Source organism: Haemophilus seminalis (genome assembly GCF_006384255.1).
Lineage (GTDB): Bacteria > Pseudomonadota > Gammaproteobacteria > Enterobacterales > Pasteurellaceae > Haemophilus > Haemophilus seminalis.
In genome coordinates this window covers 270,146-294,562 of the sequence record NZ_VCED01000003.1, presented here as the reverse complement: position 1 = coordinate 294,562, position 24,417 = coordinate 270,146, and the positions used below count along the sequence as shown (strand labels likewise).

26 protein-coding genes and 1 other annotated feature (1 of these 27 running past the window's edge) are annotated in these 24,417 nt (G+C 38.1%); of the genes, 8 read left to right on the top strand and 18 right to left on the bottom strand.

Going from position 1 to position 24,417, the window contains the following annotated elements:
• Positions 1–17, bottom strand: a sequence feature (Thr leader region) (it extends 102 nt beyond the left edge of the window).
• 170 nt (positions 18–187) lie between these two features.
• Positions 188–892: a YggS family pyridoxal phosphate-dependent enzyme gene (locus FE813_RS05835; RefSeq protein WP_139989839.1), complete on the top strand. Its 705-nt coding sequence runs from the start codon at positions 188–190 to the stop codon at positions 890–892.
• Positions 893–968: 76 nt separating this feature from the next.
• Here FE813_RS05835 and FE813_RS05830 read toward each other — a convergent pair whose 3' ends face one another.
• From FE813_RS05830 to rlmD, 3 genes are all read right to left on the bottom strand, one after another.
• Positions 969–1,325 (bottom strand): diacylglycerol kinase, encoded by a 357-nt coding sequence (locus FE813_RS05830; protein WP_139989838.1) that lies wholly within the window; start codon positions 1,323–1,325, stop codon positions 969–971.
• Between the two features lie 14 nt (positions 1,326–1,339).
• On the bottom strand, positions 1,340–3,571 hold the full coding sequence (gene relA, locus FE813_RS05825) for a GTP diphosphokinase (RefSeq protein WP_139989837.1): 2,232 nt from the start codon (positions 3,569–3,571) through the stop codon (positions 1,340–1,342).
• A gap of 77 nt (positions 3,572–3,648) precedes the next feature.
• Positions 3,649–4,965: a 23S rRNA (uracil(1939)-C(5))-methyltransferase RlmD gene (rlmD, locus tag FE813_RS05820; RefSeq protein WP_139989836.1), complete on the bottom strand. Its 1,317-nt coding sequence runs from the start codon at positions 4,963–4,965 to the stop codon at positions 3,649–3,651.
• Positions 4,966–5,298: 333 nt separating this feature from the next.
• On the opposite strand from rlmD, the gene FE813_RS05815 reads away from it, so the two are divergent.
• Together FE813_RS05815 and FE813_RS05810 are read left to right on the top strand one after the other, a co-directional pair.
• Positions 5,299–5,664: an SEL1-like repeat protein gene (locus tag FE813_RS05815; RefSeq protein ID WP_139989835.1), complete on the top strand. Its 366-nt coding sequence runs from the start codon at positions 5,299–5,301 to the stop codon at positions 5,662–5,664.
• A gap of 4 nt (positions 5,665–5,668) precedes the next feature.
• Entirely contained in the window at positions 5,669–5,962 is a 294-nt protein-coding gene (locus FE813_RS05810; RefSeq protein ID WP_139989834.1) for a hypothetical protein, read from the top strand.
• A gap of 53 nt (positions 5,963–6,015) precedes the next feature.
• Here the strand turns inward: FE813_RS05810 and recO are convergent, their stop codons facing one another.
• The 4 genes from recO to epmB form a co-directional block, all read right to left on the bottom strand.
• Positions 6,016–6,726, bottom strand: a complete 711-nt coding sequence (recO, locus tag FE813_RS05805) for a DNA repair protein RecO (protein ID WP_114908633.1) — start codon at positions 6,724–6,726, stop codon at positions 6,016–6,018.
• Between the two features lie 2 nt (positions 6,727–6,728).
• A complete protein-coding gene (locus FE813_RS05800; RefSeq protein WP_118855516.1) occupies positions 6,729–7,133 on the bottom strand; it encodes an Opacity-associated protein OapB in 405 nt (134 codons plus the stop codon).
• Positions 7,134–7,180: 47 nt separating this feature from the next.
• Positions 7,181–8,527: an opacity-associated protein OapA gene (gene oapA, locus FE813_RS05795; protein WP_139989833.1), complete on the bottom strand. Its 1,347-nt coding sequence runs from the start codon at positions 8,525–8,527 to the stop codon at positions 7,181–7,183.
• Between the two features lie 84 nt (positions 8,528–8,611).
• The gene (epmB, locus tag FE813_RS05790) at positions 8,612–9,628 is read right to left on the bottom strand and encodes an EF-P beta-lysylation protein EpmB (RefSeq protein ID WP_139989832.1); all 1,017 of its coding nucleotides are present in this window, start codon (positions 9,626–9,628) and stop codon (positions 8,612–8,614) included.
• A gap of 37 nt (positions 9,629–9,665) precedes the next feature.
• On the opposite strand from epmB, the gene efp reads away from it, so the two are divergent.
• On the top strand, positions 9,666–10,232 hold the full coding sequence (efp, locus tag FE813_RS05785) for an elongation factor P (RefSeq protein ID WP_005635150.1): 567 nt from the start codon (positions 9,666–9,668) through the stop codon (positions 10,230–10,232).
• A 119-nt stretch (positions 10,233–10,351) separates the two neighbouring features.
• Here the strand turns inward: efp and secF are convergent, their stop codons facing one another.
• The 7 genes from secF to queA form a co-directional block, all read right to left on the bottom strand.
• Complete coding sequence (gene secF, locus FE813_RS05780; protein WP_139989831.1) at positions 10,352–11,326, bottom strand: protein translocase subunit SecF; 975 nt, start codon at positions 11,324–11,326, stop codon at positions 10,352–10,354.
• 10 nt (positions 11,327–11,336) lie between these two features.
• Entirely contained in the window at positions 11,337–13,187 is a 1,851-nt protein-coding gene (secD, locus tag FE813_RS05775; protein WP_139989830.1) for a protein translocase subunit SecD, read from the bottom strand.
• 64 nt (positions 13,188–13,251) lie between these two features.
• Positions 13,252–13,545, bottom strand: a complete 294-nt coding sequence (gene yajC / locus FE813_RS05770) for a preprotein translocase subunit YajC (protein WP_005631054.1) — start codon at positions 13,543–13,545, stop codon at positions 13,252–13,254.
• Positions 13,546–13,653: 108 nt separating this feature from the next.
• Complete coding sequence (locus FE813_RS05765) at positions 13,654–13,875, bottom strand: sulfurtransferase TusA family protein (protein WP_118868061.1); 222 nt, start codon at positions 13,873–13,875, stop codon at positions 13,654–13,656.
• Positions 13,872–14,390, bottom strand: coding sequence for a hemerythrin domain-containing protein (locus tag FE813_RS05760; protein ID WP_118868060.1), 519 nt, complete (start codon positions 14,388–14,390; stop codon positions 13,872–13,874). Before FE813_RS05760 ends, FE813_RS05765 begins: the two co-directional genes overlap by 4 nt.
• Positions 14,391–14,454: 64 nt before the next feature.
• A complete protein-coding gene (tgt, locus tag FE813_RS05755; RefSeq protein ID WP_005645731.1) occupies positions 14,455–15,603 on the bottom strand; it encodes a tRNA guanosine(34) transglycosylase Tgt in 1,149 nt (382 codons plus the stop codon).
• A gap of 344 nt (positions 15,604–15,947) precedes the next feature.
• Positions 15,948–17,039, bottom strand: coding sequence for a tRNA preQ1(34) S-adenosylmethionine ribosyltransferase-isomerase QueA (gene queA, locus FE813_RS05750; RefSeq protein WP_139989829.1), 1,092 nt, complete (start codon positions 17,037–17,039; stop codon positions 15,948–15,950).
• 275 nt (positions 17,040–17,314) lie between these two features.
• Here queA and smpB point away from each other — a divergent pair, with 275 nt between their 5' ends.
• A complete protein-coding gene (gene smpB, locus FE813_RS05745; protein ID WP_048954216.1) occupies positions 17,315–17,797 on the top strand; it encodes an SsrA-binding protein SmpB in 483 nt (160 codons plus the stop codon).
• A 47-nt stretch (positions 17,798–17,844) separates the two neighbouring features.
• On the opposite strand, the gene FE813_RS05740 is transcribed toward smpB, so the two are convergent.
• Positions 17,845–18,630, bottom strand: coding sequence for an outer membrane protein assembly factor BamD (locus tag FE813_RS05740; protein ID WP_065264480.1), 786 nt, complete (start codon positions 18,628–18,630; stop codon positions 17,845–17,847).
• Between the two features lie 110 nt (positions 18,631–18,740).
• Between FE813_RS05740 and rluD the strand changes: the two genes are divergently transcribed.
• Complete coding sequence (rluD, locus tag FE813_RS05735; protein ID WP_139989828.1) at positions 18,741–19,715, top strand: 23S rRNA pseudouridine(1911/1915/1917) synthase RluD; 975 nt, start codon at positions 18,741–18,743, stop codon at positions 19,713–19,715.
• 3 nt (positions 19,716–19,718) lie between these two features.
• Positions 19,719–20,453, top strand: a complete 735-nt coding sequence (pgeF, locus tag FE813_RS05730) for a peptidoglycan editing factor PgeF (RefSeq protein WP_139989827.1) — start codon at positions 19,719–19,721, stop codon at positions 20,451–20,453.
• Between the two features lie 55 nt (positions 20,454–20,508).
• Here pgeF and FE813_RS05725 read toward each other — a convergent pair whose 3' ends face one another.
• The 3 genes from FE813_RS05725 to menA all read right to left on the bottom strand — a co-directional run bounded on the left by FE813_RS05725 (position 20,509) and on the right by menA (position 23,510).
• Positions 20,509–21,894, bottom strand: coding sequence for a DASS family sodium-coupled anion symporter (locus tag FE813_RS05725; protein ID WP_139989826.1), 1,386 nt, complete (start codon positions 21,892–21,894; stop codon positions 20,509–20,511).
• 155 nt (positions 21,895–22,049) lie between these two features.
• On the bottom strand, positions 22,050–22,547 hold the full coding sequence (gene rraA / locus FE813_RS05720) for a ribonuclease E activity regulator RraA (protein ID WP_139989825.1): 498 nt from the start codon (positions 22,545–22,547) through the stop codon (positions 22,050–22,052).
• 51 nt (positions 22,548–22,598) lie between these two features.
• Positions 22,599–23,510 (bottom strand): 1,4-dihydroxy-2-naphthoate octaprenyltransferase, encoded by a 912-nt coding sequence (gene menA, locus FE813_RS05715; protein ID WP_139989824.1) that lies wholly within the window; start codon positions 23,508–23,510, stop codon positions 22,599–22,601.
• 61 nt (positions 23,511–23,571) lie between these two features.
• Between menA and tsaA the strand changes: the two genes are divergently transcribed.
• Positions 23,572–24,291 carry a tRNA (N6-threonylcarbamoyladenosine(37)-N6)-methyltransferase TrmO gene (tsaA, locus tag FE813_RS05710; protein WP_139989823.1) on the top strand — a complete coding sequence of 240 codons (720 nt, stop codon included), beginning with the start codon at positions 23,572–23,574 and terminating at the stop codon, positions 24,289–24,291.
• Positions 24,292–24,417 lie beyond the last annotated feature (126 nt).

The following is a 24,417-nucleotide window of genomic DNA, read 5'->3' as shown; positions in this document are numbered from 1 at the left end:
GGTAATCGTGCTAATGATTACGGATAAAGTGCGGTTATTTTTCATTGTGTTTTATCTTGAAAAACGAATGCGTAAAGAAATACCGAAATTTCCCGAGCTTGTCAAACAGAAAGTGACAAATTTTTCAGAAATTTTCTCAGTAAATAAATTTCGTGTAAACTAACCGCACTTTTATAAAGGAGAACCTATGGATATCCAGCATAATCTCAACCTAATTCATCAAAAAATTGAAACGGCTTGCGAAGAAGCTAAACGCAATCAAAATACCGTAAAATTACTTGCCGTATCTAAGACCAAACCTATTTCCGCTATTCTTTCGTCTTATCAAGCTGGACAAATAGCCTTTGGGGAAAATTATGTGCAAGAAGGTATAGAAAAGATCCAATATTTTGAATCGCAAGGTATTAACCTTGAATGGCATTTTATCGGTCCATTACAATCGAATAAAACCCGTCTCGTGGCAGAACATTTTGATTGGATGCAAACGCTTGATCGAGCAAAAATTGCAGATCGTTTAAATGAACAACGACCGACTAACAAAGCACCATTGAATGTCTTGATTCAGATTAATATCAGCGATGAAGAAAGTAAATCTGGTATTCAACCTGAGGAAATGTTAACACTGGCAAAACACATCGAAAATTTACCGCACTTATGCCTACGTGGCTTAATGGCAATACCTGCGCCGACCGATAACATCGCAGAACAAGAAGCCATGTTCAGAAAAATGTCAGATCTATTTGAACAACTTAAACAAGCCTCACCCAATCAACAAATTGATACACTTTCTATGGGAATGACGGATGATATGCCGAGCGCAATTAAATGTGGATCAACAATGGTAAGAATTGGTACCGCTATTTTTGGCTCAAGAAATTATACCCAAAAGTAAAATGAATAATTAAAAACGGCTTATGTTTCCATAAGCCGCCCCAAAATATACTGTACCTTAAAAAATATTCCGTATGTTAGAAAAATAGGATTCCCCCCCAAACAATAGCAACAATACAAAGAGCAATAAATACCGATGCAGAACCTTGATCTTTCGCACGCCCTGAAAGTTCGTGGCGTTCTGTACCAATGCGATCGACAACAGCCTCCACCGCACTGTTTAAAAGTTCTAACGCCATCACAAGCAAAACAGAAGAAATCATCAAGATAATTTCTATTTTTGTTTCGCCTAAAAAGAAAGCAAGAGGAATTAAAATGCAGGCTAAAAAACATTCGTGGCGAAAAGCCGTTTCATTTTTAAACGCACTTTTTAAGCCTTGTAATGAATATTTAGTGGAATTGATTAAATGGGTTAGCCCCGTCGTTTTATACATAAATTTTCCTATTTTTATAAACGTTTCGCTTCGATAACATCATCTAATTTTGCTAATCGAGCCAATATTTTACTCAAACTTTCAACATTATGGAGTTCAATTTCCATATCAATGGTAGCAAGCTGTTTTTTGGTATCAGCACGGCTTGACACCCCTAACACGCTAATTTTTTCATTAGCTAGAACCGTCGTAATATCACGCAATAAGCCATTGCGATCGCCTGCCACAATACGGATATTAATATGGAAACCACTTGCGTAATTTTCGCCCCAAATGGATTCCACCACGCGCTCAGGGTGAGCAGCTTGCAAATCTAAGAACTGTTCACAATCCGCTCGGTGAATAGAAATACCACGCCCCATTGTGATATAACCAACAATCGCATCGCCAGGAATGGGTTGGCAGCAACGTGCAATATGATGCATAAGATTGCCCACACCTTCCACAATCACGTAGCCATTTTTTTTCTCAGATTTCTGCTGAGAATTTACCGCACTTTTGTTAGCAACATGGCGTAAAATTTCCTGATCAGCTTCTTCAGCGGTCACTTTAATCAATTTACTTTGCAAGAAATTGATTAAATTATTTAAACGAATATCGCCACTGCCAATACCCGCATAAAGATCGTCCAAATTTTTCAAGTTATAGCGTGGTAACGCATAAGGTTCCACTTGCTTTATACTTAAATTCAAACGCGCTAGTTCATTATCGAGTAATTCTTTACCCGCTGGAATATTTTTATCGCGATCTTGTTTTTTAAACCACGCTTGAATTTTGGCTCGAGATTTTGCAGTGTGAGTAAATCCTAAATTTGGGTTTAGCCAGTCGCGGCTCGGGTTCGGATTTTTCTGGGTAATAATATCAATTTGATCACCCATTTGTAGCTGATAGGTAAATGGAACAATACGCCCTGCCACTTTTGCCCCGATGCAGCGATGACCAATTTCACTATGAATTGCATAAGCAAAATCTAATGGTGTAGATCCCGTTGGCAAATCCACTACTTCGCCTTTTGGCGTAAACACATATACACGATCGTCAAACACTTGGCTACGCAGCTCTGCCATCACTTCGCCAGAATCCGTAATATCATCTTGCCAAGCCAGCAATTTGCGCAACCATGCAATTTTTTCTTCGTAGGCAGACATGCTGCCCGTATTACCTTCCTTGTATTTCCAGTGAGCCGCCACCCCTAACTCTGCATCATCATGCATTTGTTGGGTTCGAATTTGCACTTCAATTGGCTTGCCACCTTTACCTAAAACAACAGTATGAATAGATTGATAACCGTTCGGTTTCGGGTTTGCGACATAATCGTCAAATTCTTTGGGTAAGTGTTTAAATTGAGTATGAACAATCCCTAGTGCGGTATAACAATCTTGTAATTTTTGCACGATAATTCTGACCGCTCTTACATCATATAAACCGCTAAACTCAAGATGCTTTTTCTGCATTTTGCGCCAAATACTGTAAATATGTTTCGGACGACCATAGACTTCAACTTGCTCGATATTTTCACGTAAATAACCGCTCAACTCACTGACGAAATCAGCAATGTAATGTTCACGATCAAGACGACGTTCCTGCAATAATTTAGCAATAGCACGATATTGTTCAGGATGAAGATAACGGAAGCAGTAATCTTCTAACTCCCATTTCAACTGACCAATCCCAAGACGATTGGCAAGAGGGGCATAAATATAAGAACATTCTTTGGCGGCAAGGACTTTGTCTTCCTCTGCGCAACGATGCTCTGCATCACGCAAGAAAGTAATACGTTCGGCAAGTTTAATGATTACGCAGCGGAAATCGTCCACCATCGCTAACAACATACGGCGAACATTATCCACTTGTAACGCGTTAGCGGAATGACTGGCATTGAGTTGACGGATGTTATCCATTTCCAACACGCCTTTAAGTAATTTAGTTATTTTCGCACCAAACTTTTCTTTTAGGCTTTCCCAGTCTGTTAATTTATTTGCAACGATAGGAAACAACATTGCAGTAAGCAATGTTTCCGCATCCATATTAAGTTCGTGCAAAATTTCTACCATTTCCACGCCAGACTGGAGCATCAAGGTAGCATTCTTCATTTCATCGGGATGGGTGCTCATTAAGTCACGTGCGTAATACCACGCATCGTTCAAACTTTTTTCTGTTTGTTCTGCCAGTTTTAAGCCAGCACACCATTGTTCAATCACAAAATCCTGCGGATTTAACAAATGAGAACCACGAACAGCAACCATAACACCCCCTTGTTGATGAAGAGCAAGCAACTTCCTGTCGCTTTTATTTTGGGTGGATATTGTACCGAATAACCGAGTTATTTTGTAGTGAATAACGTTATCGATTCCAAATGTCCCGTATGAGGGAACATATCTATCACCGCACTTTTTTCAATCTTGTAGCCAAAATCACGTAAAATTTCTGCATCGCGCACTAATGTTGCGGGATTACAAGACACATATAAAATTTTCTCAGCTTTCAGCTCACACAAAGCATTTAACGCGAAAGCTGCGCCACTGCGGGGAGGATCAAGCAAGATTTTATTGAACGACTGACGTGCCCAAGGTTGTTCAACAAAAGATTGGTCAAGATCCGCTTGGAAAAATTCAATATTTTTGATTTGGTTTCTTGCGGCATTTTGCTCCGCTTTTTGGACCATTTCAAAAACACCTTCAATTCCTACCGCACTTTTCACGCGTTTGGCGAGAGGAAGCGTAAAATTTCCCATACCGCAAAATAAATCTAGCACGCAATCCTGTTGGTTCAATTCAAGCCAATCCAAGACTGTATTGACCATACGTTCACTTAATGCACGATTTACTTGAATAAAATCACGAATATCAAAATGTAATTTTATGCCATCAGAAAATTGATAATAAGGTGAATCGCCATAGATTTGTTCAATGCCTTCATCGCTTTGTAAAAACAACATTAACTTTTCTTGTTCAGCAAATTTGAGCAATAAAGTGCGGTCAATTTCCGAAAGGTTTTTGGTGTAACGTAACAACATTGCGACGCCATTATCGGCCGCCACAAGTTCAATATGCCCAAGCTGTTTCGACGCAGAGAATTGTTCTAAAAGTTCGGTTAATTTAGGCAGTAAATAATTAATTGCAGGTTCTGCCACTTCGCAAGATTGAACAGTAATTAAATCGTTGGTATTTTTCTGACGAAAGCCCATTTCGATTTGTTTTGTGTTTGGATTAAACCATAAACTCAAACGCACACGACGACGATATGCCCAAGCATCGCCACAAATCATAGGTTGAAATGAAATCGGCGCTGACTGTAATTTACTTAATCGTTTAAACAATGCAGATTCTTTCGCTTTCCTCTGCATTTCAATAGGAATATGTTGCCCTTGGCAACCACCACAACGCATAAAATGAGCACATTTAGGTTCTAAACGTTCAGAACTTTTTACTCGCCATTTTTTTGCCATAGCATGCCCATATTGTCGTTTATCTTCCAGAATACGACATTCCACTTTTTCGTTCGGAAGTGCATTTTCAATAAACCAAGTTTTACCATTAATTTTCGCTACGCCTAAACCTTGATAATCTAAATCAAGAATATCAGCCGTAATGGTTTGAACATTTTTTGTTTTTTGCTTTGGGGTATAAAGAAGAACCATTGTTTGAAGAAGAATTACGCCAAATCAGTTAAGTATACACATTGCAGAATAGTTATTCATTGATATTCCATTTGATGGAATCAATACACGTTGACCCCGCAAATATTGGCATAATTTTTATTTAGAGTAAATCACTGATAAGAAAAGGTGTAAGTGGCAACCGCATTTACTGTACCATCTGTGATATTTCCATCTTTATATAAGCGAGTAATCGCTGTTTTTTATACTCTTTTTATAGCCAATTTTCCAGTAAGTATACTTACTGGTGTTATCTCTTTACAGAGATAACACAAAACATCTTACTAAGAAATTTTCTATAATAAGGAATGAAAAATGAACAAGTTTAAAATAACTGTTACGACAATATTACTAGGTTTATCATTAATAAGCGTATCTACTTACACTTCTGCATGGACTGCTGAACAATCAAAAATAGCAGCAGCAATGTCGGATCGCTTAATGCAGGCAGTGAATGAAGTGGAAGCACGTAATTATTCTAAAGCTATAGAATATGCTGAACCTGTAGCAAACACACCTATTACTGAATACAACCAAGAGATTGTTGTAATGGCTCAATTTTTCCTCGGCTATAGTCATTTAGCTAAGAAGAACAAAAAGAAAGCAATATTATGGCTTCAAAAAGCTTGTAAAAATGGCCATTCTGATAGTTGCGAAATGTTAGAAAACAATAAGAAATAGTAAAATGAATGATCTATTTATTAGTTCTGTAATTCTTATAGTTTTACCTTTAATTGCATTATTGGGATTAAAAGTAATGAATATAAAAAGAACAATTGGAAAAATTATCGCACTTGTGTCATTAAGTGTTGGATATACTTTTACCTTAGGCGATGTTCTTACATTTAATAATGAAAATATGCCTATCTTAAATTGCATTCAGCTAGTATATTATTCTGCAATAAGTTTCTTTGTTTTCGGCTTTGCTGGATTATTTTTTAGCACAAAAGCGGGAATAAAAGAAAACGGTTCAGAATAAACCTCATAGGCAAACATTGTTTGCCTTTATTTTTGCTTTACATTTTTAAAAAATCATTTTAACAAGAGAATGTGCTGTGAGAATAATTCTCGGCTTTTTAACGGTTTATCGCCAAGATAAGGTTTCAGTGCAATACGAGTAAAACGTTTTGCCGCTTGACGTACCGCATCATCAGAAAAATCAAGAGCTTCAAAGGCTAACAAATCTCTTCCGTAAAAAGTGAGATTATCTTTCACTAAGGACGCGATGAACCCTTTTTCCTCACGATAACGATATGTCATTGAGAAATCGACTGGCTCGCCAGACCCTGCACAATGCAGAAAATCCACGCCGTAACCGAGAATTTGTAAAAGTTGAAATTCAAAAAGACGCAGAGTTGGCTCAACGTTGGTTTCAGTTGCCAAGCCTGTTAAGCATTTTAAATAATGTTGAAACAGCGAAGGATTCGGCGTTTCAGGCTCAATGACACGAGTCAGTAACTCATTCACATAAAAACCGCTATAAAGTGCGGTTTGTTGTAAAGGAAGTGTTATTGCGGCGGGTTCTGCTTTAGTGAGGGTTTTCAATGAGCTTTTTCCCGTCCAACGCAACAATAAAGGTGTGAAAGGCTGCAAAACCGACTTCCAAGATGAACGCTTTGCTCGTGCCCCCTTGGCAATCACGGTTAGGCGACCGCTTTCTTCAGTAAACAAATCGACTAAAAGACTCGTTTCACTATAAGGGCGACGATGAAGAATAAAGCCTCGTTGGAGTTCGGTTTGCACAATTAATTACCGGATAAACGCTCTACGGGTTGTAACACACATTGTTCCGCTAAAATTTCACCTAAATTAGTTTTTAGCACACTAAAATCATCGCGCTCTTGCCATGTCCAACGAATATTGCCGTAATTTTTACCGCGCTCAGAAATCATTAATGTCAATTTTTCTGACATAGAATTGAAAGTCACCGTAATGTGATGCAATGATTTTTTACGTTTTTTTTGAGTGGAATGAACAATACGAACTTGCTTATCATCTTTACACAAATAAACTTTAGCTTCACCTTTTTGCAAAGCTTTATCTACTTTTTCCACCTGCATCTTTTGCGGCTCTGGCTTCTTTGGTAAACCACTTTGAGCACAACCTACTAGGCAAAGTGCGGTTAAAATTAGAAACGTTTTTTTAAACATAAAATCCTACTTGCAAAAGAAAAATGGGCGATTGCTCGCCCTAAAAATTATTTTTTATATTCATAAGAACCGTCAGACTGACGAACAAATCGCGTACCATTAGATAAACGCATTTCATTTACTCGCCCTTGGCTATTTACGGATACTGCAACTTTATCACCTGGTTTAAAGCTACTTAAAACATTTCCAGCGCCCGCTGCTTTACTCATTGCATTAACATCCGAAATATTAAGTTGATTGTCACGGAATACTTGCATAAGAGAAACGCCTTTAGGCACAGTTAATGTTTTCGCCGATGCAGTTGGTGCTGCTTTCGTTGCAGGTTTTGCATCAACAATTTGAACTTTAGTTTCTTTTTTAACTTGAATCGGTTTTGCTTCAACAATAGGTGCTTTTCCTACTGTTTTAGCGACGCTTTGTTCAGTTGCTTTTGCTGGTACATGTGTTTTTTCAGCAACTTTCACTTCTTTTTTCTCGATATCTTTATGTGTAACTTGTTGTTCTACTACTTTTTTCACTGGTTGAACTGGAGCTACAACAGTTGGCGCTTTTGGCTGTTCCGCTTGAGCTTGTTGAGCTTGAGTTTGTGATTGCTCAGGTTGAGCTGCTTGCATAGGTTTAGCTGAAGCTGAATCCATTGTATTGGAGGTTTGAGCTGGAGCTTGAGCCATGTTTTGTGGAGCAGCCATGTTTTCTGCAGGTTGATTTTGAGCAGTCGCACTATTAGCCGATTCATCTGCTTTTGGCGCATTTTCAGGTTGGTTAGCTTGCTCTGCAGCCATCTGATTTTGTGCAGGAGGATTATCTAAAATCGTGGTTTCAACTGGTTGATTTTGATCTAAAGATTGGAACTGCACTGGGATTTCATTGCTGTTAGATTGAGTGAAAGACTCAACGGTGTCAGAACTTGGTTTTAATGCAAAGAAAATAATTAATAAAATGACCAACGCCAAAATAGCCATAAATAAACGGCGATGTTTTGCCGGTAATACTTGCAACACTTTCCATTTTTCCGGTTGGCTTAAAGTTCGTTTTTCCGCTTGCTCAACAGTTTCTGTAGCAATCGTTTCAGTTTTAATTTCTTCTTCAACAGCAGATATTGTCTCTTCTGAAGATACAGTCTGAATAACAGGCTCTTGTTCCGTTCTCAATGTTTCGCTAGAAATAAAAGGCGCGCTTTCTTGAGCTGGAGTATGCCCAAAAGTGGGTTCTTTACGCTCATGAAAATTTGTTTCTACATGATCTTTTTTAGCAAATAAACCTTTTGCTTTATCAAAAATTGACTCGCTAGGTTGCACCACTTTCTTTGGCGTAATTGGTTCAACTTGATTAAGACCTAAATCTAATTCATCTTGAGATGATTGTTCATTTTGATTTTTATTCATAGAATCCACTGGATTACTCCTGATACTTGTTGTTATTCATGTTAATTAGCCGCGGGAGTGCGGCGAAAAAACTACGCGATATTTTATCGGATCTTATTCCGCGTATAAAGTCTTATTTGGTTCGCCAGCAATTTCTCGTGCGAGTTTGGGAACAAGATAGCCAGATGTAAGAGATTGCAAGGTTTTATAAATTTGCATAGCCTCAATATCGCTAATCAGAAAATGACTCGCTCCTTGCACTTTATCTAGCAAATGCAAGTAATAAGGCAAAATTCCTGTTTGAAAAAGTTTATCGCTCAATATTTTTAGAATTTGCGCGTCATCATTCACGCCTTTTAGCAAAACGGATTGATTCAAAAGCGTGACATTCACGGCTTTTAATTTTTGCATCGCATTAGCAAAAATTTGATCAATTTCATTTGGGTGATTAATGTGTGTCACCATAACTGTTTGCAATCGACTTTCTGCTAATAAGGTACAAAATTCATTAGTAATCCGTTGCGGAATCACAACGGGCAAACGAGTGTGAATACGCAAACGCTGTAAGTGCGGTATATTTTCCAAATGTTTTATTAACCACGCTAACTCATGATCTTTCGCCATTAAAGGATCGCCACCTGAAAAAATCACTTCTTCAATTTCAGGATGCACCGCAATGTAATCTAATGCCAGTTGCCAGCTTTTTTTATTTCCTGGGTTTTCATCGTAAGGAAAATGTCGGCGGAAGCAATAACGACAATTCACCGCACAACCGCCCTTCGCCATAAAGAGCAAGCGGTTTTGATATTTATGAAGAATATTCGGCACCGCATTGGCATTTTTTTCTTCTAATGGATCAGTACTAAATCCTTCGGCTTGCACAAACTCTAGATCAGAACACATAACTTGCAAGAAAAGAGGATCTTGCGGATTACCTTTTTCTATTTTATCAATGAAAGGTTGTGGTACGCGAAGCGAAAAAAGTTTCCGCGCAGCAATGGATTGCTCAAAATCATCTTCTGGTAAATTTAAGGCTTTTAGCAATAATTTAGGATCTGAAATCGCATTTTTTAGAATTGTGAGCCAATTTTGTTCTTCTCTAATGACGGGTTCTTGGGTTAAAATACGCACTTTTCAAACCATCTCTAATTTTTAGGATATTAAAAATATGGCTACATATACTACCAGTGATTTCAAACCAGGTCTAAAATTTATGCAAGACGGTGAACCTTGCGTAATCGTTGAAAATGAATTCGTAAAACCAGGTAAAGGTCAAGCTTTCACCCGTACTCGTATTCGTAAATTAATTTCAGGCAAAGTATTAGACGTAAACTTCAAATCTGGTACTTCAGTTGAAGCTGCTGATGTTATGGATCTTAACTTAACTTATTCATACAAAGACGATGCATTCTGGTACTTCATGCACCCAGAAACATTTGAACAATACTCTGCTGATGCAAAAGCAGTAGGCGATGCTGAAAAATGGTTATTAGACCAAGCAGATTGTATCGTGACTTTATGGAATGGCGCGCCAATTACTGTTACTCCACCAAACTTTGTTGAATTAGAAATCGTCGACACAGATCCAGGTCTTAAAGGCGATACAGCAGGTACTGGCGGTAAACCAGCAACATTAAGCACTGGTGCAGTAGTAAAAGTACCTCTTTTCGTTCAAATCGGTGAAGTAATCAAAGTCGATACTCGTTCTGGCGAATACGTATCTCGCGTAAAATAATATTTTACTGTTAAACGAAGGTAAGTTATTTTCGCTGCTATTCAAAGCAAAGAATCTAAATAAAAAATAGCCCCAGACAATTATAGTCTGGGGCTTACTTTTAGTTGATTATCAAGAAATCACGGTAATTCATCAATTTCCTTATCTACTTTAGGCGGGATCATATGTTCACGGCGTAATCCAACATCGTATGCGATTGCAATTGCAATAAAGATTGAAGAATATGTACCAAATCCAATACCCACAAGTAACGCTAAAGAGAAATTATGAATTGATGGCCCGCCAAAAAAGAACAATGCAACAACAACAATTAATGTTGTAGCTGAGGTCATGATGGTTCTTGATAAAGTTTGCGTTAAAGAAACATCAATAATATCAATCGTATCTAGACGTCTTATTTTTCTGAAGTTTTCACGCACACGGTCAAAGACCACGATACTATCGTTAATAGAATAACCCACAACAGACAAAATCGCTGCAACAAATGTTAAATCAATTTCGATTTGTAACGCTGAAAACACACCAAGAGTAATAATTACGTCATGCGCAAGGGATGCGATACCGCCGAAACCTAAACGCCATTCAAAGCGAGAACCTACATAAACTAGCATCATCGCTAATGTTGCTAATGTCGCATAGACCGCGCCTTGAGCCAATTCTTCCCCTACGTTTGGTCCAACGAATTCGACACTACGAATCTTAATGCCAGAATCTATTTCTTGGAGCATTCCTTTTACGCGATCGCCAATTCCTGAATCATTGTCCGTAGCTGGTAAACGAATCATGACATCTTGAACAGAACCCGTTGTCTGGACAATTGGGCTTTCAATACCATTTTCATGGAGCTTACCACGGATTTTTTCTAAGTCTGCAGATTGTGAAAAATGGGTATCAAAAACAACCCCACCAGTAAAATCCAATCCCCAGTTAAAGCCTTTTGATACAATAAAAAATAGTGAAACAGCCATTAAAAGTGCGGAAAAAATATAGCCCAATTTGCGCAGTTTCATAAATTCAGTCAATGGGAACGGGAGTTTAATCCCATTGATTTCACGGATAAAATGTCCGTCTTTATCTTTTGCAAAAATTTTCATCGTTCCCTACCTAAATTGATAATTTCTTAAGTTGTTTGCCGCCATAAAGCGCATTAACTAATGCACGTGTTCCTGTAATTGCGGTAAACATTGAAATTGCCACACCAAGTGAAAGTGTAATTGCAAATCCTTGGATTGGGCCTGTCCCTACAGCATACAAGATAATTGCGGTTAAAATTGTCGTTAAATTAGCATCAAAAATAGAGGTAAAAGCCCCGTTGTAACCTTCGTTGATTGCTTGTTGAATTGGACGACTATTACGAATTTCTTCTTTAATACGTTCAAAAATCAATACGTTTGCATCCACCGACATACCTAATGTTAATACGATACCGGCAATCCCTGGCATAGAAAGTGTCGCACCAGGTAAAATAGACATCAAACCGACTAACAACACAATATTAATGACCAAAGCAAAACTTGCGATAATACCGAACATTTTGTAGTAGAACAGCATAAAGACAATCACAGCGATGAGTCCCCAAAAGCTCGCATTAATCCCTTGCTCCACATTTTGTGCCCCTAAAGATGGGCCAATTGTACGCTCTTCAACAATTTGAATTGGTGCAATTAATGCCCCAGATTTCAATAAGGTAGAAAGATTGCGCGCTTCCGCGATACTATCAACACCAGTAATTTGGAAGTTAGAACTGAAACGACCTTGGATCGTCGCCACATTAATCACTTCCTCATGTTTTTCTAAAATAGTTTTACCATTTTCGTCTTTTTTACCGTTATCTTTATACTCAACATAAAGCGTTGCCATTGGTTTCTTGTAATATTTTTTGGTGGTTTGAGACATAATCTCACCACCTTCACCATCCAAGGTTACACTCACTTGTGGGGTGCTTGAATGCTGATCTAAACCAGAACTTGAATTAATGATATGCTCACCACCTAATACCGCGCGTTTAAATAATGCAACAGGATGACCTTGGCGATCATATTTAACTTCCGAATCAGCTGGCAACATATTACGAGAAATTGCATCGGCCGTAACATTTTGATTTACAATACGAAACTCAAGCGTTGCAGTTGCCCCTAAAATTTCTTTTGCGCGAGCAGTATCTTGAACACCTGGTAATTCAATTACAATACGTTCAGCGCCTTGACGTTGAATAACTGCCTCAGATACCCCTAATTCAGCAACACGTTTACGTAAAATCGTTAAGTTTTGCTCAATTGCTAAGTCACGTGCTTCATTTAATGCTGAAGTTGAAAGACCTAAATTGATACTATCGTTATCCAACTCTGTAATATCTAAGGTTGGATGCAACTGATGAATAATACGTTCCGCTTTAGAGCGTTGGCTTGCATCGGCCAATGTGACAGAAGTGCCAAAATGCTCAGTATTTTTAATTGCCGTATATTGAATTTTTTCTTTACGAAGTTCGTTACGTAAACTGTCTTGTAATTGCTCTTGGCGTTTTACAAGTGCAGCATTCATATCGACTTCCATCAAAAAACGAACCCCACCACGTAAGTCTAATCCCCATTTCATTGGGTTAGCACCAAACATGCTTAACCAAGCTGGAGTGGCCGGAGCAAGGTTTAATGCAGTGGTGTAATTATTGCCAAGACGTTCAGCAATTTTATCTTTAGCGAGGAGTTGATCATCGGTATTAGTGAAACGAGCTAGAATTGAGCCGTTCTCAAGCACGATAGATTTGGTTGGAAGATTGTTGGTTTTAAGCACATCTTGAACTTGTCCAAGCACGCTCGTATTCGTTTCTTGACCGCGCGTACCAGAAATTTGAACCGCAGGATCTTCACCATAAATATTTGGAAGAGAATATAAAATCCCGATGGCCACAATAAAAATAACCATCAAATTCTTCCATAATGGATAACGGTTTAACATAGTTTTCCTTTTCTAACGCACAGAGCCACAATTCGTGGCTCTGGAAAATAATTTAACATTACTCTTAAAGTGATTTTAATGAACCTTTAGGAAGAACGCTCACAATGTAGTTACGATTAATCGTAATTTCTGTCGTGTCGTTTAACGCAATCACGATGCTATCGCTACCTTCAGTTACTTTAGTAATTTTGCCGATTAAACCACCAGCAGTTAAAACTTCAGTACCCTTTGCAAGCTCAGACATCAATTTTTTATGTTCTTTATTGCGTTTAGCTTGCGGGCGATAAATCATAAAGTAAAAAATTAAACCAAAAATCACGAAAATAAATAACGTGGACATCGGGTTTTGTGCTTCCATTGTATGTTTTCCTTGTTAATTTAAGTTAAAAATTGCGCTTAAAATACCATAAATTGGCTCATTGGGAAAGGTGAACCACACCAATATCCTACGTTATGGCGATTAATTTTATTTTTTCAAGATAACGATAAATTCTTTTTCCGAAGCGTAATATTGCTCGACCAAAGCAACAGAATTTTCTTCTGCAAAAATAGAAAAATTTTCCACCGCACTTTCAAGGTTTAAGATCAGCATTAGCTCATCATGTTTATCCAAATTTTTTAAGGCTTTTTTGGCACTTAAAAGAGGAATTGGACATCGAAGTGCGGTTAAATTAAGCTGATATTTCATTCTTTAACTTGACGACGATCACTCATGTTCTTGCCCATTTCAGCCAAAATATCCGCACTTAAGCATTCACGTCCCATTTCAAATAGCGGTTCTTCTAACGTAATATGACGATCATAACCTTGAATAAAGCGTTCAATTAAATGTTCATCAATATTTTGACGTTGTTCAGAAATAAGCTCTTCTAACTGCGCAGATAGTGCATTCCAATTTTCATGCAAATATTCGTGCTGTTTTTCTAATTCATCAATGGAAGTTTGTGCTTGTGGAGCCACTTTGACTAATTGAGGGAAAAAATCTAATTCTTCATCCTCATGATGTAACGGTGCGGCACGATTGAAATAAGTTAAAATTTGCTCAACATCATTTAATACAGCCTGAGTATAGCCGTGTTTTTCTAGATAATCAGGTAAAATGCTTAACTGGCGACAAAAACGTTTTACCTTACTATGACAGGCATAAAGCATTTCAATAGGTTCATTCCAGGTGGCGAATTGTTGAGGTTCAAGAATTTGCATAAGGTTTCCTTTGTTAAAAAGTGCGGTCAAAAAACATTTCATTTTTCTACCGCACTTTCATCAATTATGATTTATCTGCTAATTGTAATGGTGGAACAGGTTTGCCCATGCGAGCATAGAATTCCACCACAAAATCATCAAAACGATCATCTTCAATCGCTTGACGAATTTCCGCCATTAAACGTTGATAATAGCGTAAATTGTGAATAGTATTTAAGCGTGCACCTAAAATTTCACCGCATTTATCTAAATGATATAAATACGCTTTGGTGTAGTTTTTACAGGTATAGCAATCACATTCAGGATCTAATGGGCTCGTATCATCGCGATATTTTGCATTACGGATTTTAACAATACCATCAGTCACGAATAAATGCCCATTACGTGCGTTACGAGTTGGCATTACGCAGTCAAACATATCAATACCACGACGTACTCCTTCTACTAAGTCCTCCGGTTTACCTACACCCATTAAATAACGAGGTTTGTCAGCCGGGATTTGTGGGCAGATGTATTCTAAAATGCGGTGCATGTCTTCTTTTGGTTCGCCTACTGCTAAACCGCCCACCGCATAACCGTCAAAGCCAATATTCACTAAGCCTTCTAGTGATACTTTGCGTAATTCTTCAAACACGCCGCCTTGAATAATACCAAATAGCGCATTTTTATTGCCTAATTCATCAAAGCGATCACGGCTGCGTTTTGCCCAACGAAGAGACATTTCCATGGATTTTTTCGCATAATCGAAAGTCGCTGGATAAGGCGTACATTCATCGAAAATCATCACGATGTCAGAACCTAAATCATATTGAATTTCCATAGATTTTTCAGGTGAAAGGAAAATGCGCTCACCGTTAATTGGGTTTTGGAATTTCACGCCTTCTTCGGTGATTTTACGTAATTTACCTAAACTAAATACTTGGAAGCCACCACTGTCAGTTAAAATCGGACGATGCCATTGCATAAAATCGTGCAAATCACCATGTTTACGCATGACTTCTTGTCCTGGTCGAAGCCATAAATGGAAGGTGTTACCCAGTAAAATTTCTGCACCTGTCGCACGCACTTCTTCTGGCGTCATGCCTTTTACTGTACCATAAGTACCCACTGGCATAAATGCAGGGGTTTCTACACTGAACGTGCCTTGTGGACGTTCAAATACCAAGCGACCACGACGAGCATTGCCGCTTGTTTTATCTAATTCATACTTCATTTTTGCTCCAACGAATAAACAGTTCGAAGATTTTTTTAAACAAAAAAGCCTGTTAAAAAATACAGGCTTCGTGATATCATATTTCCAATGCTCTTTGAGTAGAGGCGGATCTACTAAGATAGTCCGCCAGTTGCCGCTGTCGGGCTATTTCGTAGATCCTGAGTTTGTTAATCATACTAAGGATAAAAATATGACTAAATTTATGATTAAGTTGGTCATCATTATTCTACTTTGCCTGTTATTGAAAAGTAGCACTGGCTATTAGTAGTTGATGCCGACAAGGGATGGTTACCGCCATCTCTTGTTCTTTATTGTAGGTGCTGACTAATTACAAGTCAAACAACTTATTCCAATCCTCTCACATTAGAATTTTTATTAATAAACATCGCATCTCCATAACTAAAGAAACGATATTTTTCTTGCACTGCATGCTTATATGCATTCATGGTATTTTTATAACCAGCAAAAGCTGAAACTAACATTATCAATGTGCTTTCAGGTAAGTGGAAATTAGTAATTAAACAATCTATCACTCGGAATTTTTTGCCAGGATAAATAAAAATAGAGGTATCAGAAAAATAAGGCTCAATTAAATCTGGATTGCCAAATTCTTCCGCAGAAAGCGCCGCACTTTCAATAGAACGAACAGAAGTGGTTCCTACTGCAATAACACGTTTACCCGCTTGCTTTGTTGCGATAATCGCATTGCAAACTTCTTGAGAAACTTCTACGTATTCTGCATGCATCACATGCTCTTCAATATTCTCGACACGAACAGGCTGGAATGTTCCTGCGCCTACATGCAATGTGACAAATTCAAAATTCACACCTTTCTTTTTAAGTTTTTCAAGCAAGGGGTCATCAAAATGTAAGCCTGCTGTCGGTGCAGCTACAGCACCCGGTACTTTACTATAAACAGTTTGATAACATTCTTGATCGGCTTCTTCATCTGGACGGTCGATATAAGGCGGCAATGGAATATGTCCAATGGCTTGCAACACATCTAAAAGAGCGGTTGATTTATCACTTAATTCCACTTCAAATAATGCACCATGACGCGCTGTCATTACCGCTTTAATTCCATGATTTTCGCCTAATTTATCTTCACCTAAAAATAATTCAGCCCCTTCTTTGGGTGATTTTGATGAACGAATATGCGCTAAGAAACGATGCTCATCTAACATGCGTTCAACTAAAACTTCAATTTTTCCACCGCTGGCTTTACGCCCAAACATTCTTGCAGGAATGACGCGAGTATTATTGAAAATCAATAAATCGCCTTCATCAATTAAATCCAATACATCTGAAAAAGTGCGGTCAATTACCTCGCCATTTTCCCCATTCAAATGTAATAAACGGCAAGATGCTCTATCCTCCTTTGGATAGCGAGCAATAAGTTCATCAGGTAAATCGAAATTAAAATCTGAAACACGCATAATCAATGTAGATAAAATAAAATGATGGTTAAGTCTAGTTTGAATTCAATATGAACTCAAGAAAAAATCAAATTAAGAGAATTTTATCCCCCTCATTGTATAGCTGTTAATTTAAGATTTTTTTCTTTCGAGAGAGAATAGCTAAATATCTTATGATCGCCTTACATTAGCCATCAATGACTATTCAAAATGTTAATAAACTATACCGACACGATCTTTTTGCTATCAAAAAAGATATCCTATAGAATGCCCAAATCAAGATAAGGTGAAAGACAATGACAAAGAAAAAAATAAAACCCGGATCAAATAATATTGCGCTGAATAAACGAGCACGACACGATTATTTTATTGAAGATGAGATTGAAGCAGGCCTTGAACTACAAGGCTGGGAAGTAAAATCAATGCGTGCAGGCAAGGCAAATATTAGTGATAGCTATGTAATTTTCAAAAATGGAGAAGCTTTTTTATTTGGTGCCAGCATCCAGCCTCTAAATGTTGCCTCAACTCACATTGTTTGCGATCCTACACGAACACGTAAATTATTACTCAATAAGCGAGAACTTGCCTCACTATTTGGTAAAGCTAATCGTGACGGATTCACTATTGTGGCGCTATCTCTTTATTGGAAAAGTGCTTGGGCAAAAGTTAAAATTGGATTAGCAAAAGGGAAAAAACAACACGACAAACGCGATGACATTAAAGAGCGTGAGTGGAAAGTTACAAAAGATCGCATTATGAAAAATGCGCATCGTGGATGATATAAAAAAGCATAAAGCCCGAAATGATTCGGGCTTTATTGCATTGTTTATTTTACTTTAGGCAAGGTTAATTCAGGTTCTTTCGGCTTTTCTACCGCTTCAAAAGATTTACCTTTATTCGCATCAATAATTTGTTGAGTTTGATTTTCTAATGTAGTTAGCCCCATTTTATTGTAGGCTTCTTTCATTAAGAATAAACCTTCATAGGTTGCTTGCGCATCAGGATATTGTTTTAACATACCAACAACACGATTTGACACAGCTACCCAAGCGTCTCGTTTAGCATAAAACTTTGCAATATCTAGCTCATGGCGAGCAAGGGCCGCTTTAATATAAGCCATACGAGCAAGCGCATCTTGTGTATAAGGACTATTTGGGAAATGTGTAACTAAACCTTGGAAATAATTAAATGCATTACGCATAGAAACCGTTTCACGTGTTGCGCGATCGATTCCAAAAAAATCTTGAATAAAATTATCGCTCATAGCCGAATATGCAAGACCTGTCATATAAATCACATAAGGTTGGTTTTGGCTTTGAGGGAACATACGAATAAAATCATTTCCCAACGTCTCAATATCCGTATAGTTTTGTGACTTATAATTTGCGTAAATCAAATCAATCATTGCTTGTTCTTGATAGATGCTGCCGGGGAAGCGCTCATTTGCAGCTTTTAAGTAGCGAATAGCTTCTGAATATCCACCTTCTTGCAACGCATTTGAACCTTTCGTATAAAGTTCACTCACCGATGCTTGTTCAACATCTTTTGAGCCTGAACACCCAACTACCAATGCTGCCATTGCCAATAAAGCTAAAGATTTCATTTTACGCATTGTTTTTTCCTTAATTTTTACGAAAACCGATAAATAAGATACAATTGCTAGCTATTGTATAGAACATTAATCAATAAGCCAACTTTTAAAAAAAACTTTGAGAGCCTTTTATGCCATTAATAACCCTTTCAGCTGAAATACAGTCAGAACAAATAGGACAACGCTTAGACCAAACGCTTGCAGAATTGTTCCCTGAGTACTCTCGCTCCAGATTAAAAACTTGGATTGAAGCCGATCTCGTTAAACTTAACAATCAAATTGTCAATATTCCTCGAGAAAAAGTGCTGGGGGGAGAACACGTAGCAATTACCGTTGATATAGAAGATGAAACACGTTTTGAACCTGAAAATATCCCCTTGAATATTGTTTATGAAGATGATGATATTATAGTTATAAATAAACCCAAAGATCTTGTTGTTCATCCAGGTGCGGGGAATTCGAATGGAACTGTGCTCAATGCGCTACTCTATCATTATCCACCAATCGCAGAAGTGCCTCGTGCAGGGATTGTCCACCGCCTAGATAAAGACACAACAGGATTAATGGTCGTAGCTAAAACGATCCCCGCACAAACCAAACTTGTACGAGATCTACAAAAACGAAAAATCACACGCGAATATGAGGCGGTCGCATCAGGCATAATGACTAAAGGCGGTACTGTAGATCAACCAATGGCTCGTCATGCAACCAAACGTACATTAATGGCTGTTCACCCAATGGGAAAACCTGCTATTACCCATTATCGTATTATGGAAAATTTCCGCAATTACACTCGCTTACGCTTGCGGCTAGAAACAGGTCGAACCCACCAAATTCGTGTACACATGGCACATATAGCTCACCCATTATTAGGTGATCAAACTTATGGTGGGCGCCCTCGCCCACCTAAAAATTCTAGTGAAGCATTTATGTCTGTTTTACGTGATTTCAAACGTCAGGCTCTACATGCCGTAATGTTACGCCTCGCACATCCAATTACAGGGGAAATAATGGAATGGTATGCGCCTTTACCAGATGATTTTGTGAAACTGCTCAACGCATTAAAAACAGATTATCTAGAACACCAAAATGAATTGGACTATTAATTAATGCGGATCATACAACCTAACTGGCCTGTTACCAACAATATTCACGCCTTTACTACGACACGTGAAGGCGGTGTTAGTACTACACCTTTTAATAATTTTAATCTTGGCGATCATGTCGGCGATGATAAGAGTGCGGTCAAAATTAACCGTGCTTTACTCGTAGAAAAATTTAACTTACCTCAAGAGCCTTTATTTCTCACTCAAACTCATAGTACACGCGTTATTCAACTCCCTTATTTAGACGATAATTTAGAAGCTGATGCCGTTTATACCAATGAACCCCATCAAGTCTGCACTATCATGACAGCAGATTGCTTGCCCGTATTATTTACAACAAAACTCGGAAATGAAGTAGCTGCAACTCATGCAGGATGGCGAGGCTTATGCGATGGCATATTAGAAGAAACAGTAAAATATTTTCAAGCCAAACCTGAAGAGATCATGGCATGGTTTGGACCAGCTATCGGTCCAACAGCATTCCAAGTAGAGAACGATGTTGTAGAACAATTTATCGCCATAGATCAAAAAGCGAAACTGGCATTTCAACCAGATAGGAGAGAAAAAGAAAAATTCCTTGGTAATCTTTACCAAATCGCTACACAACGGTTAAACAACCTAGGTATTACTCAAATTTACGGTGGAGAACATTGTACCTTTAACGAAAAAGAATATTTCTTTTCTTATCGCCGAGATCATCAAACAGGACGAATGGCAAGTGTTATTTGGTTTGAATAAAAAAAGAAAAGCATCTATTCATGCTTTTCTTCTTTTAAAATTCCAAGCTTAGTTATTAATTCAACCAGAATAAATATCCCATTGTTGAAATTACAAGAATACATACTAGATTTAGAACAAAACCAGCTTTTACCATTTCACTTTGTTTCACTTGACCAGAACCGAATACAATAGCATTTGGTGGCGTTGCAACTGGTAGCATGAAGGCACAAGATGCACCAAGACCAATAATTAATGCTAAACCAATTTCTGGCATACCCAATGATTGAGCGATAGAAATAAAGATCGGAACGAGCAGTGCCGCACTTGCTGTGTTAGAGGTAAATTCAGTTAAGAAAATAATAAATGCTGCAACTAACAAGCCAATAAGATAGAAATGTTGTCCTTCAATCATAAAGACAATGCTATCAGCTAAAATTTTACTTGCTCCGGAATCCTTCAACACTGCACTTAATGTTAATCCACCACCGAAAAGCATTAATACACCCCAGTCGGTACTTTCTTGAATTTGTTTCCAGCTTGCAATGCCCGTAGAACAAATCACAATAGCGGCTAATAAAGCGACAACACTATCAAAGCTCGCAATATTTTTCTGCAAACCAAGTAAGCCTGAAATTAGAGGATTAATTTGCCCACTAAATACCCAAGTTAAAGCAATCACAACAAAAATAACAAGTGTTAATACACGCACTGAATTCATTTCAATGCTTTCAAAAGATTGCTCAAAATTAATATGAAGTTTTGGCTTAAAAATAATGTAAAGCGTACCAATCATCAGTGGTAGCAAAATGATCATTATTGGTAAACCGTACCATAACCAATCTGCAAAAGTTAAATGCAAGTTACTTGCTACAATCGCATTCGGTGGGCTACCCACAAGGGTTCCCATACCACCAATTGATGCACTATAAGCAATCCCTAACAACACAAACACATAAGTATTATGTTCTTTCTCACGATCAAGTTGGCTTAAAATTCCCATTGCGAGAGGTAACATCATGGCTGCAGTTGCCGTGTTACTCATCCACATAGAAAGGAAGGATGTAATCAAAAAGAGATAGATAATGGCAATAAATAAATTACCGCGCGCTAACGCCATAATTTTATTAGCAATCATTTTATCAAGTTTTTGAATGTGCAAGGCTGTAGCTAAAGAAAAGCCACCAAAAAATAAAAAAATTGTAGGATCAGCAAAAGCCACTAAAGCTTGCTTAGTACTCACTAAATCTAGTGCAATCGCCAATAATGGCACCAATAATGCGGTAACCGTAACATGCAATGCCTCAGTTAACCAAAGCACTGCGACAAAAGCCAATAAGGCTAAACCAGCACTAGCCTTTGACTCATAAGGCAACACTTTTAATAACACAAAAAACAGCACTATATCTAAAATAAAAATAATGCCATTTTTGTGATTTTTGAAAGATTTTATCTCACTCATAAAGGTTCTCCATGAAGGTTACTACTCAAAAGTAGTTATAATGTTAAAGGAATGTTATTAACATGCAACAAGTAATATTCAAAAATGTGATCAAGTGCAATAAATTTTGATAAAAAAAGTGCGGTTATTTTTCACCGCACTTTTGCTCTTTCGTATTATTCGTCCGAATCATCTAAATCTAAGGGCTCTTGCGAGAGTATAATTCCTGTCAGATCTGCGTAAATATAATCTTCTGGGAAAAAGGTTACGCCACCAAAATTCACAGGGATATCGCTTTCGCCAGCACTACTTTCATCTGCACTGACTGGAATTGGCGCAAGGGCATGAATACCAATATCGAGGTTTTCTAATTGCTGAATTTGGCGTACTGCACCATATACAATAATTCCTTCCCATCCATTATCAACGGCAAGTTGAGCCAATTCTGCATCAATCAAACCACGGCGTACCGCACCACCGCCATCAACGACAAGCACTCGACCTTCGCCGTTTTCTTCTAATACTTCAGCAATTAATCCATTACTTTCAAAGCATTTTACCGTAGTGACTTTACCGTAAAAATTACTTACGCCACCAAAGCTTGAAAAAATTGGCTCCACTACATCCACTTGTTCTGCATAAAGATCGCAAAGTTCTGAAGTATCAATAAACATAACTTTCCCCTATCGATTGTCGAAATTTTGTTTGCTTTAGTATATGCCGATTTAGCCGATAAGCAAGCCTAAACTAAACAAGATATTGATTAATAACGAAATCATAGACATTTGAGCCAACATTGGACGCAATTCACTTGGCTGCTGACTGCGATAAACAAAGATCGCATGTTTAGCTAACAACGGCATCGCCAATACAAATAAATAATTAGTCCAAGAAATGGCTGTTGCCACCGCAAATGCTAAATAACATAGGGCCGCCACACTTAATAAAATACAGTGGTAAACTCGCCCCTTATATGCACCTAAACGAACGGCTAGGGTATTTTTGCCAGCTTTCGCATCCTGTTCAATATCGCGTAAATTATTAATATTTAATACCGCACTTGCCAATAACCCAGAACCAATAGCAGGTAAAATTATGTGACTATCAATACTGTGAGTTTGCAAATAATAAGTGCCGCCAACACCAAGCAAACCAAAAAATACTAATACAGAAATATCGCCCAATCCCATATAGCCATAAGGTTTCGCCCCAACCGTATAAGTAATGGCAGCAACAATAGCTAAAATGCCAAGCCCAGCGAAAGCGAATAAATCCGAGAGGTTTTCATAAGCGATACCAATCAAGAAACTTCCTGAAAGAAAACTGGCCACCACCATTAGAATTAATCCCCATTTCAGTTCTTTTGCTGAAATGGCGCCTTTTTGAATGCCACGTAATGGCCCAATACGTTCTTCAGTATCTGAACCTTTTTGATGATCCCCATAATCATTAGCAAAATTAGAAAGCACCTGCAATAAAATTGTCGTGAGTAAACAAAGCGCCATTACAAGCCCATTAAAATCTTGTGGATTCGCCCAATAACCTAATGCCGAACCAGTGAAAATCGATGCCAACGCTAAGGGCAAAGTTTTTGGTCGAGCCGTTTCCCACCACATTTTCAATTTTTCATTTGTCATTTTTTTTGACCGCACTTTTGATTACAATAGGCCTCGTATTCTACACTAAGACACCCAATTTATGAATGATTTAACCTTATCGCCTATCGCTATTATTCACACGCCTTATAAAGAAAAATTCTCCGTACCACGCCAACCTAATTTAGTTGAAGACGGAGTAGGCATTGTAGAGATCTTACCTCCGTATAATTCGCCTGAAGCCGTACGAGGATTGGAACAATTCAATCACCTTTGGTTAATTTTTCAGTTCGACCAAATCCAACAAGGAAAATGGCAACCCACCGTACGTCCACCGCGGTTAGGCGGTAATCAACGAGTTGGCGTGTTTGCTTCACGCGCAACGCACCGCCCGAATCCCCTTGGTTTATCCAAAGTCGAATTACGTCAAGTAGAATGTATCAACGGTAACGTTTTTCTCCATTTAGGTGCGGTGGATTTAGTGGATGGCACGCCGATTTTCGATATCAAACCCTATATTGCCTATGCGGATAGTGAGCCAAATGCGCAATCAAGCTTTGCCCAAGAAAAACCACCAGCAAAATTGACTGTTGAATTTACCGAGCAAGCCCAAAGTGCGGTAAAAAAACGAGAAGAAAAACGACCGCACTTAAGTCGTTTCATTCGCCAAGTGCTAGAGCAAGATCCTCGCCCTGCCTATCAACAAGGTAAACCGAGTGATCGTATTTATGGTATGAGTTTGTACGAATTTAATGTCAAATGGAGACTCAAAGTCGGAACAACAGATTGCGTAGAAGTGATTAACATTGAATTTTGTGGATAGATTTCAACCATCGAATATGATGATATTTTATCCATATTCTCTTAAAAAGAAGATCAAAACCAATCTAGCAGTCTCTCGTTTAAAAACTTGTACCTGTCAGATTAGTTTTCATCTTCTATACATAAG